The organism is Pseudovibrio sp. Alg231-02 (genome assembly GCF_900143565.1).
Taxonomy (GTDB): domain Bacteria; phylum Pseudomonadota; class Alphaproteobacteria; order Rhizobiales; family Stappiaceae; genus Pseudovibrio.
The window spans coordinates 225869-243990 of the sequence record NZ_FREX01000008.1 but is presented as its reverse complement, the minus strand read 5'-3'; the positions used below and the strand labels follow the sequence as shown (position 1 = coordinate 243990).

Here is an 18122-nt window from a genome sequence, read left to right as displayed (position 1 = left end):
TCATGCACTCTTCTCCGCAAAATCTGCCTCATCCCCCAGATACGCCTCTCGCACACGCGCATTACCGCGAATTTCCTCTGGCGTTCCGGTTGCGATGATCTCACCATAAACAAGCACTGAAATCCGGTCAGAAAGCCCGAACACGACGCCCATGTCATGCTCCACGATCAGGAGCGTCTTCCCTTCCGTCGCCATCTCAATGAGCTTGATCGCCCTGTCGGTTTCAGAATGGCTCATGCCTGCTGTTGGCTCATCCAGCAAGATTACATCTGCCCCGCCTGCAATGGTGATGGCAATCTCCAGTGTGCGTTGGTCCGCATAGGTCAGCAGCACAGCTGGCACATCAGCCTTGTCCGTCAACCCCACCTTCTCCAGCACTTCAGCAGTCTTCCGCTGAACCTCCTTCAGGTTACCAATGTTCCGCCAAAAGCTGTGCCCATATCCAAGCGACCACAATACTCCGCAGCGCACATTCTCACGCACCGACATATTAGTAAAAATGTTGGAGACCTGAAAACTCCGAGACAATCCAAGCCGATTGATCTGATGAGGTTTAAGACCAGCGATCTGCTGTCCACCCAGACTGATCTTCCCTGAACTTGGTGGAAACAGACCAGAGATGAGGTTGAACAAGGTGGACTTGCCAGCCCCGTTGGGGCCGATGATCGCGTGTCGCTCACCCCGGGCAATCTCCAGCGAAACCCCTTCGATAATTTTCGCCGGACCAAAGCTTTTGCGAAGGTCCGTCAGTTGTAAGGCTGGAGCATTCATGAGCCTACACCTCCCTGTCTGGAAAGCACTTTGAGCGAGCCTATGCCAACACCGGCAAGTATCAAACCAACTGCCCACGGCATCATCTGGTCAGGAGCCAGATGGAAACCAAACGTTTCGAAAGCCTCTCCAAACCCATTGGAATGCCGCACTGCCAACTCAACCAGCACAATAACACCAGCTGCAACCATCAGGGCCGAAGTCACAAACGCTCCAGCCCGCAACACCCCCTTACCACTCAAAGAATGCTTTAAGGCTGCAGTCCCGCTCAGCAACAGCCCAGCAAGACCGCCCGGTGCAAACAGGATCATCCCGATAAACAGCAGCCCCAGATAAAGCAGCCACGCCTCTGAATAATCTGAGAGATTGGACTGCATATAAGTCAGCACCACAGCTCCAAGAATAGGCCCTGCAAAGTACCGCGCCCCGCCAATGAACGCCATCAGCAGCACCAGACCTGACGGCACTACACTCAGGCTTTCCGGCGTAAATATCTCATAGTTCACCGCAGACATGCCGCCCGCCAGCCCGGCAAAACCGCCAGCGGCGATGAACACCAGATAACGCACACGGTTGGGGTTATAACCCACAAACTGCACCCGCTCTGGATTATCCCGCACTGCCTGCGCCAACTTGCCAAGCGGTGTTCTGGTGAAGGCATACATCAGCGCGGTGCCTAAAAAGGTCCAGAACGCAATGAACCAGTACACTTCGCCCAAAGGCCCAAGAGACAACCCAAACAGCTCAACACCATTCATGCGATCGCCAGTGATACCTTCCTCGCCACCGAAGACGCTGATAAACATGAAACCGGCAGCCGCAACAAGCTCTGCAATGCCAAGCGAGATCATGGCAAACGGCACTCCCGCCCGCCGGCAGGACGGCCAGCCAATCACTGCGCCCGCCAGCGCTCCTCCCGCAAACCCCACCAGTGGCAGGGCAAACATGGGAAAGGCTGCCCAGACACCACCATCATAACTTGCGTTCTCAATCGCATTCATTCCGTGCATAGCCGCATAACCACCAAGGCCAAAGTAGACCGCATGGCCAAACGAAAGCATCCCCGCCTGCCCCAGCAACATGTTGTAGGACAGCGCAAAAACCATGTTGATGCCAATCGCGTTGAACAGCGATAGCCACGTTCTGGACGGCTCAAACAGCGGAATGCTCAACAGGATCAGAGCGAGCAACAACAGCGGCAGAACCCGTGTCGCAAATTTGTAGCGTGCACTCGGTGCCAGATCAGGCACCCGGTCAAGACTGTAGTCGGTCAAAACTCACGCTCCCCCATCAGCCCACGCGGACGCAGCATCAACATCAGCACCAGAAGAAGGAACGGCAGCATGGGAGCCAAAGACGCAATGGTAATACGTCCGATATCGCCATCAGCGCTCAATCCGGCAAACGAAAAAATTTCAGCAAAACTGCTATCGATTGAGATGGCAAAGGTCTGAAGAAAGCCAATCAGCAAACTGGCAATAAACGCCCCTTCCAGACTGCCCATACCACCGACCACAACAACCACAAAAACAATCGGTCCGATCGAAAACGCCATGGATGGCTCGGTCACCAGATAGTTGCCGCCTATCACCCCGGCCAATCCCGCCAGCGCACAGCCTGCCGCAAACACCAGCATAAAGATCCGTGGCACGTTATGCCCCAGATGAGACACCATATGCGGATGTGTCAGCGACGCCTGAATGATCAGCCCGATCCGCGTTCGCTTCAACAGGTACCAAAGCCCCGCCAGCATCGCGATGGACACAGCCAACATGAAAATGCGATACGCCGGATACTGAGAACCAAACAGTTCAAAGAGCGAATAATTGAGCTCCGGCGGAATCTCATAGGCAACAGCAAACTTACCCCAGACAATCTTCACCAGCTCCTCAATCACATAAGCCAGCCCGAATGTGAAAAGCAGCTCAGCCACATGCCCCCTGGCATGCACTTTGCGCAGGCCCCACTTTTCAACGCAGGCTCCAGCTGCTCCAACGCAAATCGGCGCCAGAAATAACGCAAACCAGAAGCCGGTGTGCTGGCCAAGAGTAAAAGCAAAATAGGCACCCAGCATGTAAAAGCTTGCATGAGCCATATTGAGAACGCCCATCATACTGAAAATCAACGTCAATCCGCTGGACAGCATGAACAGCAACAAGCCATAGATCAGCCCGTTGAGCAGAGCAAAAACAACCGTCTCCATAACATCCCTCAAAAGAAAAGAGCATGCTCAAGCCCAATTGCCCGAGCATGCCATTGTTCAAGTAAGATCGTTAGGAAGGACGACGCATCCTGCACGTCGTCGGAGTTTCAGTCGCCGCTGCCGGAATGGTGATATCTGTTTTGAACCCGTAACCGGTATTCTCCACATCACGAGCCACACCCTCAGAAAACGTTGAGATATAAAGCGGTTGCATCAGCTGGTGGTCATCCGCCCGCATGGTCACCTCTCCATACGGCGTCTCATAAGTCATCCCTTCCAGCTCAGCTGCAACCTTGGGCACATCCACTGACCCAACCGCATCAACGGCCTTATCAAGCATGTTCATCAAGGTGAAAACCCGCTCGTAATAGTAATCGAGATTGTTGGTTTTCTCAAAATCATCCACCCGAGCCATCTGCTTTTCAGAGGCCTCGATGTTCTCGTGGAACTCAGTGATCTGTTTCACCAACCCAACAGCACTCTTCCCCATCGCAGTCGGAGCCCCCAGACCGCCGCCATAGAACGTCAGATACGGCACTGTATGACCGGACGCATTAGCCGCTTTCACCAGCAGCGTCATGTCTGTTCCCCAGTTTCCCGTAAACACAACATCTGCCTTCGCGCTCATCATTTTCTGCACGTAGGGCGTGAAATCTTTAACCTTGCCAATCGGATGAAGCTCTGCACCAACAATCTTGATGTCCGGACGTTTCTCCTCAATCATGGACTTTGCAGCTGCTGTAAACGCTCGCCCGTAAGAATAATCCTGCGCCAGAATATAAGCAGACTTGATGTCTTTCTGATCCCGCAGCCAATCAGTCAGACCCGCCATTTTCATGTCCACATGGGCATCAAATCGGAAATGCCAGTAATTGCATTTCTTGTTGGTCAATGCAGGATCAACCGCCGCATAGTTGAGGAAAAGAACCTCTTCTCCCGGATTACGCTTGTTGTGCTTAGCAATCGCATCAGTCAAAGCATTCGCAACGCTCGACCCGTTCCCCTGCGCAATAAAGCGAACACCCTGATCAATCGCCTTCTGCAGTTGAACAAGGCTCTCTTTCGGATTGATTTTATTATCAAAAGCAACCACTTCCACCTGCATGCCGCCCATACCACCAGCGGCATTAATTTCTTCAGCCGCATAGCGGAAGTGCTTCACCCCAGCATCACCCGTACTCCCAAACGGACCTGATAGCGGATCAATGTATCCGATCTTGATAACCTCAGCTTCCGCAGAGAGAACACCACCGGAAAGCAGAAGTGCAACCAGACTAGATTTCAATAAATTACCTTTAGACAAAACAACCCCTCCCCCAAAAAGATTTTTCATTATAATATTATTAAGGCAATGAGATATTCATCAGACTATATTGTCAAGCAATAAGTAAAACCCAATTCCGCATAGTGACTTAAGCAATTTCACAGTTCAAAACTGAGCCGAGTCATCTGTTTGAAAACTTCATCATAAGTCGTCGCCAATAAACATTGCATGCAGCCTGCAAATTTCTTCTTCAGATGATTGTAGTTTGTATCAAACAGCACAACACACCCTCGAGACCGGCCCTACAGAATATCCCAGATAAATCAGTAGAGTTAGGGACAGCTGAATGGGCAACTTCAAAATCATTCACGACTTGATGGTTGAAGTCGGACCGCTTCTGGAAGCCTTGGAGATATCAGAGTACGCAGAAGCCAAAACCTGGACTGTTCTACTAGAAGATTTCCTGATCATCCTGGAAAGTGATGAAGACAATAATATCCTTCATATCTCCACCATTTTAGGGAGCCCTGCGCCAGAAGCCCGAAGGGATACTTATCTTAACGCCCTACGCTACTCAGGGGAACAACAGGCGGAAAACAATTACCGTGTTGGCCTTGTTGAGAAGGACGGTGATCTCGCATTGATCAAAACCGAGTACACCAACAATCTGGATAGAAACAAACTCTACACCACACTCAAAGACTTTTTGAGCGAAGCTGGCAAACTCAATCTCATGATTGAGACCACACCCGGACCGCAGATCTCCTTGACCGAAAACACCGGCGAAATCATTTTACCCGCCTGATAAGCGTTTACGAGCAAGGATAACTCCAAATCTTCTTTTAAATTTTTACTCAAGTGTTTGCTGCGGCACACCTGTGGCTTTTTCCAATTGTTAGAAGCGAAAGGTGAATTGGCCTGAAAGCAAGAGCAGGCTGAAATCAGGAGCAGGACGTGCAAAAAATCTTTCAAATGTTGTCAGGGAGAAATGATGTTCTCCTGGCATTTCTTTTGATCGCAATCGTATTCATGATGATCCTTCCGTTACCGACGGTTCTCGTGGATACGCTTATTGCAATCAACCTGAGCCTTGCGGCAATCTTGCTGATGGCTGCGCTCTACCTGAAAGATGTTGTGGCCCTCTCGGCCTTTCCCTCTATCCTGCTTCTCACGACCCTCTTTCGCTTGTCACTGTCCATCACGACGACCCGTCTGATCCTGCTCAAAGCTGACGCTGGCGAAATCATCGACACCTTCGGCAACTTCGTTGTCCAGGGCAATCTGGTCGTCGGTATCGTTATCTTCCTGATCCTGACCATCGTGAACTTTCTGGTGATCACCAAGGGCTCCGAACGCGTGGCAGAAGTCTCCGCCCGTTTCTCCCTTGATGCAATGCCCGGCAAGCAGATGTCGATCGACTCCGACATGCGTGCTGGCCAGATCGAACTGGATGAAGCCAAGCGCCGCCGCACCAAGCTGGAAAAAGAAAGCCAGCTTTACGGTTCCATGGACGGCGCCATGAAGTTCGTGAAGGGCGATGCGATTGCGGGCCTGATCATCACCGCGGTTAACATCATCGGTGGCGTCATTATCGGCACCTCCCAGCATGGCATGAGCGCCGTTGATGCTCTGGATCGTTACACCATTTTGACCATCGGTGATGGTCTGGTTGCTCAGATCCCGGCTCTGTTCATCTCCATCACAGCTGGGTTCATGGTCACCCGTGTAAGCACCGAGGATTCCAGCGACCTTGGATCTGACATCGCCAAACAGTTGAACAGTGAACCAAGGGCCCTCATGATTGCAGCGACAATCATGGTCGGCTTTGCGCTTATTCCTGGCTTCCCAACGTTCATCTTCTTGCTCCTTGCAGCAATCTTCGGCTCTGTTTCTTTCTTCTCCATGCGAAAGACGAAATCTCAGTCCGCTAGAAAGGATTCGCAGCAGCTCTCAGCCTTTGCGCCCGCCATAGCGCCTGAAGGTGAAGCTATGATGATGCCTGATGAGGACATGGCGACCGAAGTGGAAGCCGCTCAGGATCTGGCCATTACGATCACCGTTCCACTCATTGTCGATATCTCGTCTTCAGTCAGGTCCACACTCAACCCGAAGAAGCTCGACAGAGAAGTCGCAAAAGTGCGCAAAGCGCTTTATTTCGATCTCGGTGTCCCCTTCCCCGGCATCAAACTGCGCCTCAACGAGAGCCTGCCGGAAGGCGAGTACCGTATCCTCGTCAACGAAGTCCCTGTTGCCCGTGGCGCAGCACGGTCCGGCTATTTCATTGCCCGCGAAACACCGCCAAACCTCGCTATGTTCAACATTCCTTACGAGGAAGGCGACAGCTTCCTGCCAAACACCCCGTCTTTCTGGGTGAACAACAGGCACTTTGAACAAGCAACGCGCGCTGGCATTCAAACTCTGACACTGACCGGCATGCTCAGTCTGCATTTGGCTCATGTGCTCAAACAGCACGCCGCAGAGTTCCTCGGCATTCAGGAATGCATGTTCCTGCTCAAGCACATGGAAGGCGACTTTGACGAGCTGGTGCGCGAAGTAAACCGCGCCGTCCCTCTCATCTCGTTGGCCGATGTTCTCAAGCGTCTGGTGCGTGAGGACATCTCCATCCGTGATATGCGCACGATCCTGCAGGCCATCGTGGAATGGGGCCAGAAGGAAAAAGATCCACTCATGCTGACGGAGCATATCCGCATGGCATTGAGCCGTTACATCACGCACAAATACTCTGCAGGTCAGCACATCATTCCGGCATACCTCATCGATAAGGACATCGAGGATGAAGTGCGCGGTGCTATCAGACAAACCAGCGGCGCCTCCTATCTGGCGCTTTCGCCGGATACACACCGCCAGCTCATCACCGTCATGCGCAGCGCCATTGGCGATAATCTGGCACACAACGGCATCGCTCCGGTCATTCTGGTCCCAATGGATATCCGCCGTTTCTTCAGAAAAGTGATCGAGCGCGACTATGCCGATCTGGCTGTGTTGTCCTTCCAGGAACTGGCGCCAAACGCCAACATCCAGCCATTAGAGAAAATCAGTTTACGCGGCAAGGTTGGCACCCTACCAGCCTGATCCCCGAATACCGCGTAAAACCTGCCCTTTGCCCGGGCAGTAAGGTGGAACCCGAATAACCATAATCAGAAGCCCCAACTTCGGGTCATCGGGTTCCACCTGTTCTTAAAATGTTGGGAAGAAATCATCGTCCTCGGTGATCTCAGCACCGTACTCCCCGTCATCAAACTGAAAATCCTTATAACCATCCTCTTTGGTCGCTCCAGCTTTTAGTCCCTCCTCCAGAACCTTAAAGGCATCGGCAACCTGGTTTGCAGGATTTTTCCAAAATACAATCTGGCCAAAAATCATTGCTTCTGAGTAGGTCCCTAAAGACGTAAGCACTTTTGCTGCATCATCTTTGTTGAATGGTTTGCCATCTTCTTTAATCAGGGCAAGGTGCACGCCTTTTACCTTGGTGCCGTCTCGCACGGTAACGCCGATGCACGAACTGAAGCCGGTGAATTTGATTTCCCCTTCCCCGCATCCAACTTCTCGCTCAGCTATCGCCATGATATCCGCAGCCTCTTTCAAACTTCCATCTTCCGGCAGGATCAGATCTGGCTTGGAGGCATCACCATCAACGGCAGGAACGTCTTCAGGCTTAGACGGCTCCTGAACTTCTGCTTCCACTTTTTCTTGAGCAGCTGTTTTTTCAGGCTCCGTAACGTCATCTTTAACCTGTTCGTGGACGCCATCGGCCTCTTTTTCCTCGGCCTTTTCCTCACTCTTAACGTGGTCCTGACCGACAGCTTCCACCTGGTCCTGAGAACCGGCTTTCAGCTCCGGCTGTTCATTGCCGTCTGGTTGATCACCAGTCCCAACCGGCTCTTCATCAATTACCTGAGCTGGGATTTCCGGGTTAACACCAATGTGTTTCAAAACATCAGTCGCCCATTTTTCGTGCTCAACACCCATTCTCATTCTCCGAAAAGTTACCCAGCAATTCTCGCGGGGACACTTTAAATTCACATGAAGGTGGAGCATCCATTTTTGTACTAATCCAACCCAAGTCTCAGCAACCCGCCATACAAACACCAATGGCACCGCATGGCCTCTCATGCAGTGGTGAAGCTAAAATCCCGAGAAACGGGAGGGGCAAGGCGAGCAGGCAATACCTGCGCATTGTATATAAGTTAGTTTCTTCGGCATTGGCTGTCGCCTTGCCCGGGCGTTTTTGTATGAAACAAGGTCTCCACCGAAAGGCATTGGGAGCAGGTGCCTACCCATCAACGTGAGGTCTCACAAAACACAAGGCTTTGCTTCGAATACACCTTTCTGGGCAGTTGCTGTAAAGGACAGTTTGACTTGTCCCTGACAGCTGCAGCTGCCAGTGTAGACGCCCATCGGGTGACCAGCTTCCGCTTGGTCCCTGCACTAAAGACTTTCAAGGGGTGTTTCAACGGACCCGCCGGAGGATGCGTTATGTCTTCCGGTAGCCCCGCCCAGCCCACGCCGAGCTGACGGTCGCTCCGCCAGCTGCCCGTGTACGTGGACACGAGATAATCTTAGGGCTGGCGGAACCAGGGGGAATAAGTTTTTGATGCAAACGCGACGAACGACAGCGTATCTCTGAAAAGTGGAAACCGGTTTTCGGATAAAGATATGCAAAAACAAAGACTAAAGCAGTTCAGGTATTTCAATTTAAATGCGAACTGCTTTAAGGCATCAACCGCTCAAGAAACGGAGCAACAACCGGGCCCCAGACTTTAGGCCCCTCATCCCTCAGGAAGAGATCATGACCGTTCTCGCCCTCAAGCGGCAAAATGGCAAGCTCTTGCTTTGCATCACTTTCTGATGTGTAGGCCTCAAAAAATGACCTGGCCAACATCGGGCTATAGTACTCTTCGTTCTCCGCATAAACCCAGAGTGTTGGTAGCGTTGTCCCAGCCCCAAACATCCTGAAACCTTGTTCTGCCTGTTCTAAATCCCGCGCACTATAATCATCTATTGCCACTGCCCCCGGTGCGAAAGCGATGACACCGCGAACACCATTTGGAGCCTTCCGAGACGTGGCTAATACGCTGTTCCCACCTGCAGAAAATCCGAGAAGGACAACATGATCAGCAACCACAAACGGCTGATCCTGAAAGTAACGCACTGAACTATTGATATCATGAACGCGCTCCTCAAGGACCTTAATGAAACCGTCTGAATCCCCATCCTCAACAACAGAACGCTGCCCCTCTGAACGTCCGTAGCCTCTGCGAATAACAACAGCAACTGCATATCCTCGCGCAAGAAACCACCTGATTGCAGCGTCAGGACGGAAATCATAGGGACCATCACGTGGAGCACTCCGAGCCGCCCCATGAGTAAACACCGCCAGAGGAAAAGGCCCTTCTCCATCCGGCTTGAAGGTGGTCGCATCCAAAGTGATCGTCATATTGCCGTCTTCCAACTCAACCGGAACCCGCCAAATCTGCATATTCAGTTCACCAAGCGGCTCACTGATGGGGCCAACCCTTTGATGAGGCGATTGCGCAAGAGAGGCTTGCACAAAAAACAAGAAAACCAAAACGAACAAACTGGTGATAAAACCCGAGACCACGTCCCGCTTATTGAGCCTATAAAACATCTTGCCCTCACTTGAATTACAATTGCATTACAATACAATTACAAATGAAACACGATTCTCACACAACTGCAAGCTGGATTATTCAAGACAGAAAGACGAGGAAATGTAGGACTTAGGGCGTTTCTCGGAACATTGATGAAACGACAGCGTATCGCCGAAAAGTGGAAACCAGTTTTTGGAGATACGCAAAAACAAAGGCTAAAGCAGTACAGGTGTTTCAGCCTAAATGCGAACTGCTTTAGTTCAGCGGCTCATCACCGCTCTTCTTCTCATGCTCAAGATCGATCACACCGCGCTCAAGCGGGCCGTTGTAAAGAATGTCTTTGTTCTTATCGATCCAGACGAGAATTTCGGCAACAGCTGCAAACATGTCTTGCGGAATGAGCTCTTCAATCTCCACTTCCGCATGCAACATACGGGCAAGCTTAACATTGGCAAAAATTGGCACACCTGCCGCTTCAGCTTCTGTACGCATCTTAAGCGCGGTCAGATCAAGCCCTTTTGCCACCACCAATGGTACAGCAACCTCATCCGGGCGATAGGAAATGGCAACCGCGTAGTGCGTCGGGTTCACCACAACAGCACTGGCTTTGCGGGTATTCTCAAGGTTGTCGCTCATGAGAATTTCCTGAGAAATCCGCTTACGCTGCCCTTTAATTTCAGGACTGCCCTCGGACTCCTTATGTTCCCGCTTCACCTCTTCCTTCGTCATCTTCAGGCTCTTGATATGGGTGTGCTTCTGAAACATGAAATCAAGGATCGCCACGCCAACAAAGGCCAGAAACGAGATCCCGAGGATCAGTTTCATAATCGCACCACTGATATTAGCAATGCAGGGAATGCCGCAGGAGAGCGAGTTGATGTAAGCGCCAATTGCGTACTTCACTGTGAAGTAGAGCATGGTGCTGAGCAAGGCGATCTTCAGGATGGACTTGAGAACCTGCACCACCTGCTTCATGGAAAAGATGCGCTTAAACCCTTCAGCCAGACTGATCTTGCTCAGCTTGGGCATGATGCTGTCAACGGCCCAGAGAAAGCCAAACTGCACAAAGTTGCCAAAGATGCCCGCCGCAATGGCAACACCAATCAGCGGCAGCACAATGTCCATAAAGGTCGAAAAAACACCAAACACCCCTTCTCCGGCGGAGGAAGAAAAGTCTCGCCGTGTCGCCAGACTGGCCATGTCATCCATCAGGCCAACCAGCTTGGAGAAATTGCGGTCCCACGCAAACCAGAGATAAGCAATCACCGCAAACAGCGAGATGGTGGTCGTCACCTCGGTACTCTTGGCCACCTGCCCTTTTTCACGAGATTCACGTTCTCGTTTGGGGGTGGGAAGTTCGGTTTTTTCGCCAGCACTCTGCCCACTCATGGACGGACCTCAAGCTTTTGATCCTGATAGATATCCTTGCCTTTTTCAAAGATCCCGAAGATCTCGTCCGTAAACAGCTTCAGCTCAATCTGGTGCTCAGCCGCTTCTGGCAGCAAGAATGACAGATAGAACGTCAGCAGAATGACGGCCACGCCACTCTTGATCGGCATGGCAAGAATGAACACCTGAATCTGCGGATCAAACCGGCTGATAATCGCCAGTGCAAACTCTGCAAGGAACATCAGGATCACCAATGGCGCAGCCATAACAAACATCAGGCGCATCGCATTGTCGAAGATCGACAGGATCAGCTCCGGGAAATCCTCTGGCAGAACAGGAATAAACTCTGTCACCGGAAAGATCATGTAGGAGTTATAAACCAGTGTCAGGATGAAGAAGAACCCTGGCGTCAGGAAGAGATAGAGAATGAACGCACGGGAGAACAAATCCCCGACGGGCGAGCTCTCGTTCCCCAACATCGGATCAATACTGGAGGCAACCGCAGCACCGCGCTGGTTGTCAATCAATGTCCCAGCAGACTGGACAGCCCAAAGCAGACAAGAGATCGTATAGCCAATCAGAAACCCGATGGCATACTCCTTGAAGAAGTAGACAACAAACATCGATCCGGTTGGCGAAAATCCGTCCACGTACTGCAGGTTATAAGGGTACAGCGGGATCGCAATCACCATCACAACCACATTACGCGCCATGCGCGACATCAACGTGGCATTGAAGATCTGTGATGTTGCAAACACCGCAAAAATACGCGGAAACGTCAGCAACAAAACAAGAAATGCATCACGATGGACTGTGGTGATCTCCGCAAGCAGGTTCATTGGCGTTACCTGACCAATGTCGGGAAATCATCAAACAAGGCCTGCGTAAAGCCAATGGTCTCCGAGCCAAGGAAGCTGGACATCATAAACAGCGTCAGCGCCACGGCGATCAGCTTGACCCCAAACTGGATTGTCTGCTCCTGCATCTGCGTCAAAGCCTGCAACAGCGACACGGCAAGCCCGACAAGCGAGGCAACAATGATTGGCGGCAAAGACAGCATCATCACAAGGATCATCGCCTCGGAAATGCGGTAGACGGCGTCTTCAGGGGACATAAGCTACTCCTCTCACATTTCCGACTAAACGTAGGTCTTGATGAGACCGAGGATCAAACGCGACCACCCATCCACCGCCACAAACAGGAACAGTTTAAACGGCAGGGAAATCGTCAGCGGCGACACCATCATCATGCCCATGGCAAGCAGGATGTTGGAAACAACAAGGTCAATCGCAAGGAACGGCAGATACAGCAGGAACCCGATCTCAAACGCCTCACGCAACTGCGAAACGGTATAGGCCGGCAGCAAGATTGCAATGCTGTCCTCTGTCATGCTTGCGGAAATATCAGCAGGCCACAACTGGCGGGACGCCTCAAGGAAGAACGCCTTTTCCTTGCTGTCCGCATGCTTGGCGAGAAAATCTTCAAGCGGCCCCTTGGCAGCAACAAAGGTGGTCTTCATCTCCTCCACCGTGGTGATGGAGAGGTTTCCTTGCTCTACGATCTCAAATGTCTGCAAAAAGACCGGCAGCATGATGTAGCCAGACAAAATGATGGCCAGTGCATTCAACGCCATATTAGGCGGAATCTGCTGCACGCCAAGCGCGTTACGCACCAGCAGCAGCACCACCGAAAGCTTGATAAAGGATGTGGCGACAATGGCCAGAAACGGAACAAGGGCCACAACCACAAGCACTAATATGAGCGAGAATGGATCAGACGTCATCAGCAAATCTCAGATTGGGCGCCTTTGGGCACCTCTGGTTATGTTAGGCTTTGGCGTGACCGAAAGCAGTTTTAAAGGCCGGTGCCCCGGTCAGTTTTGGAAATGCGCAGTGCGACCCGCTCATCAATCTGCACCAGATGCCCCTTGGCAATGCGCTTGCCCGCAGCTCGCACATAAACCGGTGTCTCTTCATTGAGCGCAGGCACATCAATGTTCACCAACGATCCCGCCGCCCAGCTTTCCAGCTCGGCAATAGAGATCTCGCGCTCATCAACTTCAAACCGCACAGGTACTGTCATCTGCGACAGATCAATGGAGCCGATCTCCTCAGCACCACTCACCTGCTCTGCATTCGCTTCTTCGGCTAGCTCACTCATACCGTTCACACTCTCAATTCGTTCGCAGCCCCATCCCTGCTCAACCAACACCAGATGATGCCGGCTCAGCGGTCCATCCACGGTGATCCGTTGCCCCAGCGCAGGCGCATCCAGCACCACCAGATCCCCAATGCACAGACTGGAAACCTCAGCGGTTGGCAACGGCGCTTCACACAGCGTCAGGCAGATGGAGGTATTCAACTGTTCACGCACCGCGCGCCATGCAGGTTGCGCGGTCAGTGGCAATTCTCCAAGAAAACCGGAGAGCGCGTCAGGCCGCACGCCAACTTTGGCCAGCACAGGAGCACCGCCAATTTCGCCATACCGGACAGCAAACCAGCTCAGTTGCTCCAGTTCGAGCGCTGGCAATAAGGCAGATACAGCCTGCAACGGCAGCTCACTCTGGATCTTCGTAAAATCAGCGGGTAATTCATTGCGCAAGTTAGAAACAATGCCTTCAACCAGAGCATTGCGAAGTCCGTCTTCCAGCTCAAGAACATCCGCATAAGCGAGCGGCACATTCAGTTGTGCAGCAAACGGAAAGTCCTCAAGCACCAGCAGAGCTGTTGCACCAGATGCACTGCGCAGCACACTCCCTTGCGCAAAAGCGGAAGGCGCTTCACTCACCTGAAAATTCAGCGTGTGCGTGCTCTCAACCGTAATGTCCTGCTCCGCATAGCTCAAAGCTGCGTTCCAGTAGGCCAACGGGTCTGTTTTGGATTGATAATTCAAGGATGTCATGAGCTCGTGCTGTTCCCCGCAAAGATGGAGGACAGACCTCCCATTGAAGACGAACCAGCATCAACACTTTCGATCTCCTGCTGTTCCAGTCGATCAAGAATGCGGATTTTCCGGTCAGGAAACCGCTGCTGCAAAGTGCGCATGAGCCCCTGCGCTGCGGCCTGAACTTCACCAGCAACCCGGTCACCACTCACGCGCTCCAGCACAACAGCCAGACCGCCTTGTGTTGTCATAACTTTCAGCCCGGCAAGGCCAAACCGGTTGGCATCAAGGGTCAGGCTCAAGACGCGCCCATCGCTTTTGTCTGCCATGGCCTCTGTGCGCATAGCCTGTTCAATCTGGTTTGCAATCGCGCTCATCGCCTTATCGACACGTGCTTCAGTACTCGCCTGACGCACGGAGCTGAACAGCTCGGACGGATTGGAAACAGAAATACTGCGGGCTTCAGCGGGATCAGACGCGGCCAGCAACCGGGCATGGCTCAAGTCAAGCGGGTCAGTCTGGCCCTGCTCGGAACCTTCGCCCTCCTCCTGAAAAGCACCCTTTCCATGAACCGGAACAGACTTGCCTTCAGCGCTGCGCAATTGTTCCTGAAACAAGCTGACATCCTGCCGGTTCAACCCCTCGGAAAATTTGTTGCCCTGCTGCTTGCCAGACGTTTTGCCATGCTCACGAGGTTGCTTACCACGTATATTTTCAAGATTTTGCTGCTGCTCAAGTGGCTGCGAACCCTGAGAAACTTTCATAATTCCACTTGCCTTCGCCCGGAAAACTGCTCCTCGATCTCCTGCTCCTCCGCAGCCTCCATTAAGGCATTGGTTTCTACCCGAAGATCATCCGCAACCTTTCCATACTTATCTTTGATGCGAAGTGCTTTTTGATACTCAAGACGGGCAGCATCCGCATTTTTAAGCGCACGATCATAAACATAGGCCGCGCGTTCAGCTGCGTCCTCCAGCTTTTTGACCGCACTTTCAAGGATCTGTGCCTGCTCTTTCACTTTATCGAGATCATCCGTTGAAATGACCTTCTTGATGATCTCCAGATAAAGCGCATCCTGCTTGGCTGGCAGCGCGGCACGTTCATCTGCCGCAACTTGCCGCTTGTGCTCCAGCTGCTCTTTGGCACGCCGAACTTTCTCCAGCTCAGCGTTGAGCGTCCGTTGAGCTTTCTGCTCCTTAAGTGTTTTGACGAGATGAAGTTTTTTGATTTGGTTGATCACGCAACAGTGCTCTTCAATTTGCTCAAGGCCTCATCAAAGCCATTGAACTCATCAGTACGCTGCTGCAGAAATTCTTTGATCGGCTTGTTCTTAGCAATCGCCAGATCAGCCTCAGCATCAGCCCCCTTCTGGTACTCACCAATCTGCACCAGAAGCTCAACCTCTTCATACTTCGCCAGCAACGAATTCACCTTGCCGGACATCTCGCGATGTTCAGGCGTGGTAACCGCTGTCATCACGCGGCTCTTGGAATTCAGAATATCAATGGCAGGATAATGGTTGCCCGCTGCCAGCTTGCGCGACAGCACAATATGCCCATCCAGAATGGAGCGGGTCTCATCCGAAACCGGCTCGTTCATATCATCGCCTTCCATCAGGACTGTATAGAACGCAGTGATCGAGCCTTTATCATTCATCCCTGCACGCTCCATCAGGCGCGGCAGCGTGGCAAAAACAGAAGGCGGGAAACCACGGCGGGTCGGCGGCTCACCAACAGCAAGGCCAATCTCACGCTGCGCACGTGCAAAGCGGGTCACAGAATCCATCAGCAACAGCACGCGCTTGCCCTGGTCGCGAAAGTACTCAGCAATCGAGGTTGCAACAAACGCTGCTTTCGAACGTTCCAGGGAACTCTTGTCAGAAGTGGCTACAACCACAACGGACTTCTTCATCCCCTCAGGACCAAGATCATGCTCGATGAATTCGCGCACCTCTCGGCCACGTTCACCAATCAGCGCCAGCACGGTCACATCAACAGCGGCGCCCTTCACCAACATCGCCATCAACGTGGACTTACCACCACCAGCAGAGGCAAAAATGCCCATGCGCTGGCCTTCGCCGGTGGTCAGCATGCCATCAATGGCACGCACACCCATTGGCAGCGGTTTGTCGATAATCCGGCGCTGCATAGGATCCGGCGGTTCCTGGTTGACCGGATAATGCGTTGCAGGCGTAAACTCCCGGTCCAGCCCATCAATAAAGTTGCCCATGCCATCCAGAACCCGGCCAAGCAACCCATCACCAACAGGAACAGATTGCACATGCCCAGTCGGGCGAACCTCAGTGTCCGGCCCTACGCCATAAAGCTCGCCAATGGGAGACAGCAGCGCTTCATCATCATGAAACCCAACCACTTCTGCCATAAGTTTGCGACCTGTTGAGCGCGTGTAAAGCTCAGCAATTTCGCCAATTTCCACCTTTGGCACCACTGCATGGATGAGTGTACCCACCACTTTACGGACACGGCCTGTCAGCGGATAAGGATCAACATCCGTGGCAGCTTTGACAAGCGCACGACCAAGCCGCGGCACCCCGGACCCAATCTGCTTGCGACGGTCCTCAACATGCTCAGCAGGTTCAATGAGAGATGCCATTACACCTCCGAAGATCGCTTGGAGGGTACTTGAGCAGATGAGGTGCGTCGCAGGATCTCTTCAATTTCCTCCAGCCGAACCTGCAAGTTGCCATCAACGCGGCCAACAGGTGCGTCCAGTACAATGTGAGCCCCCTGCAAGTCGCCATCCTCGACAATCTCAAGAAACTCGACCTGCTTGAAACCATCAGTGATCGCACCACTCATGGCCACCGCTTGGGAGTACATTTCCGGAGCAACATGCAACCGCACACGCTTTTCAGCGCGTAGTGATTTCAGCATACTGCGGGCCATCAGGCGAACGCGCTCAGCATCATCAAACTCATCCAGCAAACGACGCAGCAGCGTGATGGTCACCGTAACAACATCATGCTCCACTTCACGCAAGCGCGTGTCGAGCAGTTCTTGCTCACCAAGGATGCGTTCACAGGCTTCAGACTGAGCTTTACGCACACCATCTTCATAGCCCTGCTTTTGCTGTTCCTCATAAACGCGCGTCGCATCCTGCAGAATTTCCTCTGCCTTGCGCTGCGCATTTGCAATGATCTGGTCAGCCGTTTCAATGGAAGCAAATTCAGCTTCCTTAATGATGTGCGTGCCTGGCGTCAGGTTTGCGCCCAGCTCTTTCAGTCTATAAATGCTCGCCATTGTGGCAATCTCCGACGCAAATACTGGACAAAATGCTCTTGCTGCTCTGCTCGCATCACCAGCAAACGAGCGCTAAGTTTTTCGTTGAGTTCATTGGAAAAGCGAAGACGAACAAGCGGCTCAAGTTTCGCATCAACAGCATTGACGAAAGCCAGAATGCCCTCTGCGCCAACAAGTGTCAGCGCCTGCAAAGCCTCTTCATCACTTCCGCGGCATAGAAGATCGAATGCCTCATCATTCTCGCTTTCATAGCCAAGCGAACTGAAGAAGAACGCCACATCGCGAATGGCGATATCAAAAACCTCTTCACCAAACAGAGCTTCCATACGCTGGCAATCCTTCTTCAGCACAAGGCGCCCGATCATCTCATGAAGTCTGGCAATTGCGATGATGCGCATAACGCCGCCAAAGTCTTCAGCACCCAAACTGCACAACATCAGTGCAAGCCGGGCCTGCTCTGAGACTGCCAGAGTTGGCGTGACCGCCACATCAGCAGCAAGCGCAGTAAGCCCAAGCTTTTGCGAGACATGCGTATTCAAAGGCCTCTGAAAATCTTCCTGCCCAGCCAGACCACGCAGCACGTTCAACTCAAGGCCAGCAGCTGTCAGATGGTCATCATGCGCAAAGGAAAGAGGGTTCAGTAAAGACGCAGCAAGTCTGGCCTGAAGCGGCCAGACTGCGGAGTGATGTGGAGTGCCTGTCATCATGCCAGTCCCCTG

At 52.4% G+C, this 18122-nt stretch carries 18 protein-coding genes; 2 read left to right on the top strand and 16 right to left on the bottom strand.

Features of this window, described 5'->3' with window-relative positions; all coding sequences use genetic code 11:
• From DHN43_RS20305 to DHN43_RS20290, 4 genes are all read right to left on the bottom strand, one after another.
• Positions 1-771, bottom strand: coding sequence for an ABC transporter ATP-binding protein (locus tag DHN43_RS20305; protein ID WP_108819825.1), 771 nt, complete (start codon positions 769-771; stop codon positions 1-3).
• Positions 768-2045 (bottom strand): branched-chain amino acid ABC transporter permease, encoded by a 1278-nt coding sequence (locus tag DHN43_RS20300; protein ID WP_108819824.1) that lies wholly within the window; start codon positions 2043-2045, stop codon positions 768-770. The genes DHN43_RS20305 and DHN43_RS20300 overlap by 4 nt, the downstream gene beginning before the upstream one ends.
• Positions 2042-2974, bottom strand: a complete 933-nt coding sequence (locus DHN43_RS20295) for a branched-chain amino acid ABC transporter permease (RefSeq protein ID WP_063311704.1) — start codon at positions 2972-2974, stop codon at positions 2042-2044. Before DHN43_RS20295 ends, DHN43_RS20300 begins: the two co-directional genes overlap by 4 nt.
• Positions 2975-3044: 70 nt before the next feature.
• On the bottom strand, positions 3045-4277 hold the full coding sequence (locus DHN43_RS20290; RefSeq protein ID WP_108819823.1) for a branched-chain amino acid ABC transporter substrate-binding protein: 1233 nt from the start codon (positions 4275-4277) through the stop codon (positions 3045-3047).
• Positions 4278-4584: 307 nt separating this feature from the next.
• Here DHN43_RS20290 and DHN43_RS20285 point away from each other — a divergent pair, with 307 nt between their 5' ends.
• Positions 4585-5043, top strand: coding sequence for a type III secretion system chaperone (locus DHN43_RS20285; protein ID WP_063307778.1), 459 nt, complete (start codon positions 4585-4587; stop codon positions 5041-5043).
• Between the two features lie 149 nt (positions 5044-5192).
• Positions 5193-7331, top strand: coding sequence for a type III secretion system export apparatus subunit SctV (sctV, locus tag DHN43_RS20280; RefSeq protein WP_057464013.1), 2139 nt, complete (start codon positions 5193-5195; stop codon positions 7329-7331).
• A 105-nt stretch (positions 7332-7436) separates the two neighbouring features.
• Here sctV and DHN43_RS20275 read toward each other — a convergent pair whose 3' ends face one another.
• The 12 genes from DHN43_RS20275 to DHN43_RS20220 all read right to left on the bottom strand — a co-directional run bounded on the left by DHN43_RS20275 (position 7437) and on the right by DHN43_RS20220 (position 18110).
• Entirely contained in the window at positions 7437-8228 is a 792-nt protein-coding gene (locus DHN43_RS20275; RefSeq protein ID WP_108819822.1) for a hypothetical protein, read from the bottom strand.
• A gap of 742 nt (positions 8229-8970) precedes the next feature.
• Positions 8971-9738: an alpha/beta hydrolase family protein gene (locus DHN43_RS20270; RefSeq protein WP_208995523.1), complete on the bottom strand. Its 768-nt coding sequence runs from the start codon at positions 9736-9738 to the stop codon at positions 8971-8973.
• Positions 9739-10126: 388 nt separating this feature from the next.
• A complete protein-coding gene (gene sctU / locus DHN43_RS20265) occupies positions 10127-11260 on the bottom strand; it encodes a type III secretion system export apparatus subunit SctU (RefSeq protein WP_057463729.1) in 1134 nt (377 codons plus the stop codon).
• Positions 11257-12099 (bottom strand): type III secretion system export apparatus subunit SctT, encoded by an 843-nt coding sequence (sctT, locus tag DHN43_RS20260; protein ID WP_057463728.1) that lies wholly within the window; start codon positions 12097-12099, stop codon positions 11257-11259. Before sctT ends, sctU begins: the two co-directional genes overlap by 4 nt.
• A gap of 5 nt (positions 12100-12104) precedes the next feature.
• Positions 12105-12374: a type III secretion system export apparatus subunit SctS gene (gene sctS, locus DHN43_RS20255; RefSeq protein WP_008546860.1), complete on the bottom strand. Its 270-nt coding sequence runs from the start codon at positions 12372-12374 to the stop codon at positions 12105-12107.
• 24 nt (positions 12375-12398) lie between these two features.
• Positions 12399-13043 carry a type III secretion system export apparatus subunit SctR gene (gene sctR / locus DHN43_RS20250; protein ID WP_057463727.1) on the bottom strand — a complete coding sequence of 215 codons (645 nt, stop codon included), beginning with the start codon at positions 13041-13043 and terminating at the stop codon, positions 12399-12401.
• A 71-nt stretch (positions 13044-13114) separates the two neighbouring features.
• Entirely contained in the window at positions 13115-14161 is a 1047-nt protein-coding gene (locus tag DHN43_RS20245; protein WP_108819820.1) for a FliM/FliN family flagellar motor switch protein, read from the bottom strand.
• Positions 14158-14907: a hypothetical protein gene (locus tag DHN43_RS20240; protein ID WP_108819819.1), complete on the bottom strand. Its 750-nt coding sequence runs from the start codon at positions 14905-14907 to the stop codon at positions 14158-14160. The genes DHN43_RS20245 and DHN43_RS20240 overlap by 4 nt, the downstream gene beginning before the upstream one ends.
• Positions 14904-15383, bottom strand: coding sequence for a type III secretion system stalk subunit SctO (gene sctO / locus DHN43_RS20235; RefSeq protein WP_063289307.1), 480 nt, complete (start codon positions 15381-15383; stop codon positions 14904-14906). Before sctO ends, DHN43_RS20240 begins: the two co-directional genes overlap by 4 nt.
• Positions 15380-16756 (bottom strand): type III secretion system ATPase SctN, encoded by a 1377-nt coding sequence (gene sctN / locus DHN43_RS20230; protein ID WP_108819818.1) that lies wholly within the window; start codon positions 16754-16756, stop codon positions 15380-15382. Before sctN ends, sctO begins: the two co-directional genes overlap by 4 nt.
• Entirely contained in the window at positions 16756-17403 is a 648-nt protein-coding gene (gene sctL / locus DHN43_RS20225) for a type III secretion system stator protein SctL (protein WP_108819817.1), read from the bottom strand. Before sctL ends, sctN begins: the two co-directional genes overlap by 1 nt.
• Positions 17382-18110, bottom strand: coding sequence for a hypothetical protein (locus DHN43_RS20220; protein ID WP_108819816.1), 729 nt, complete (start codon positions 18108-18110; stop codon positions 17382-17384). The genes sctL and DHN43_RS20220 overlap by 22 nt, the downstream gene beginning before the upstream one ends.
• Positions 18111-18122 lie beyond the last annotated feature (12 nt).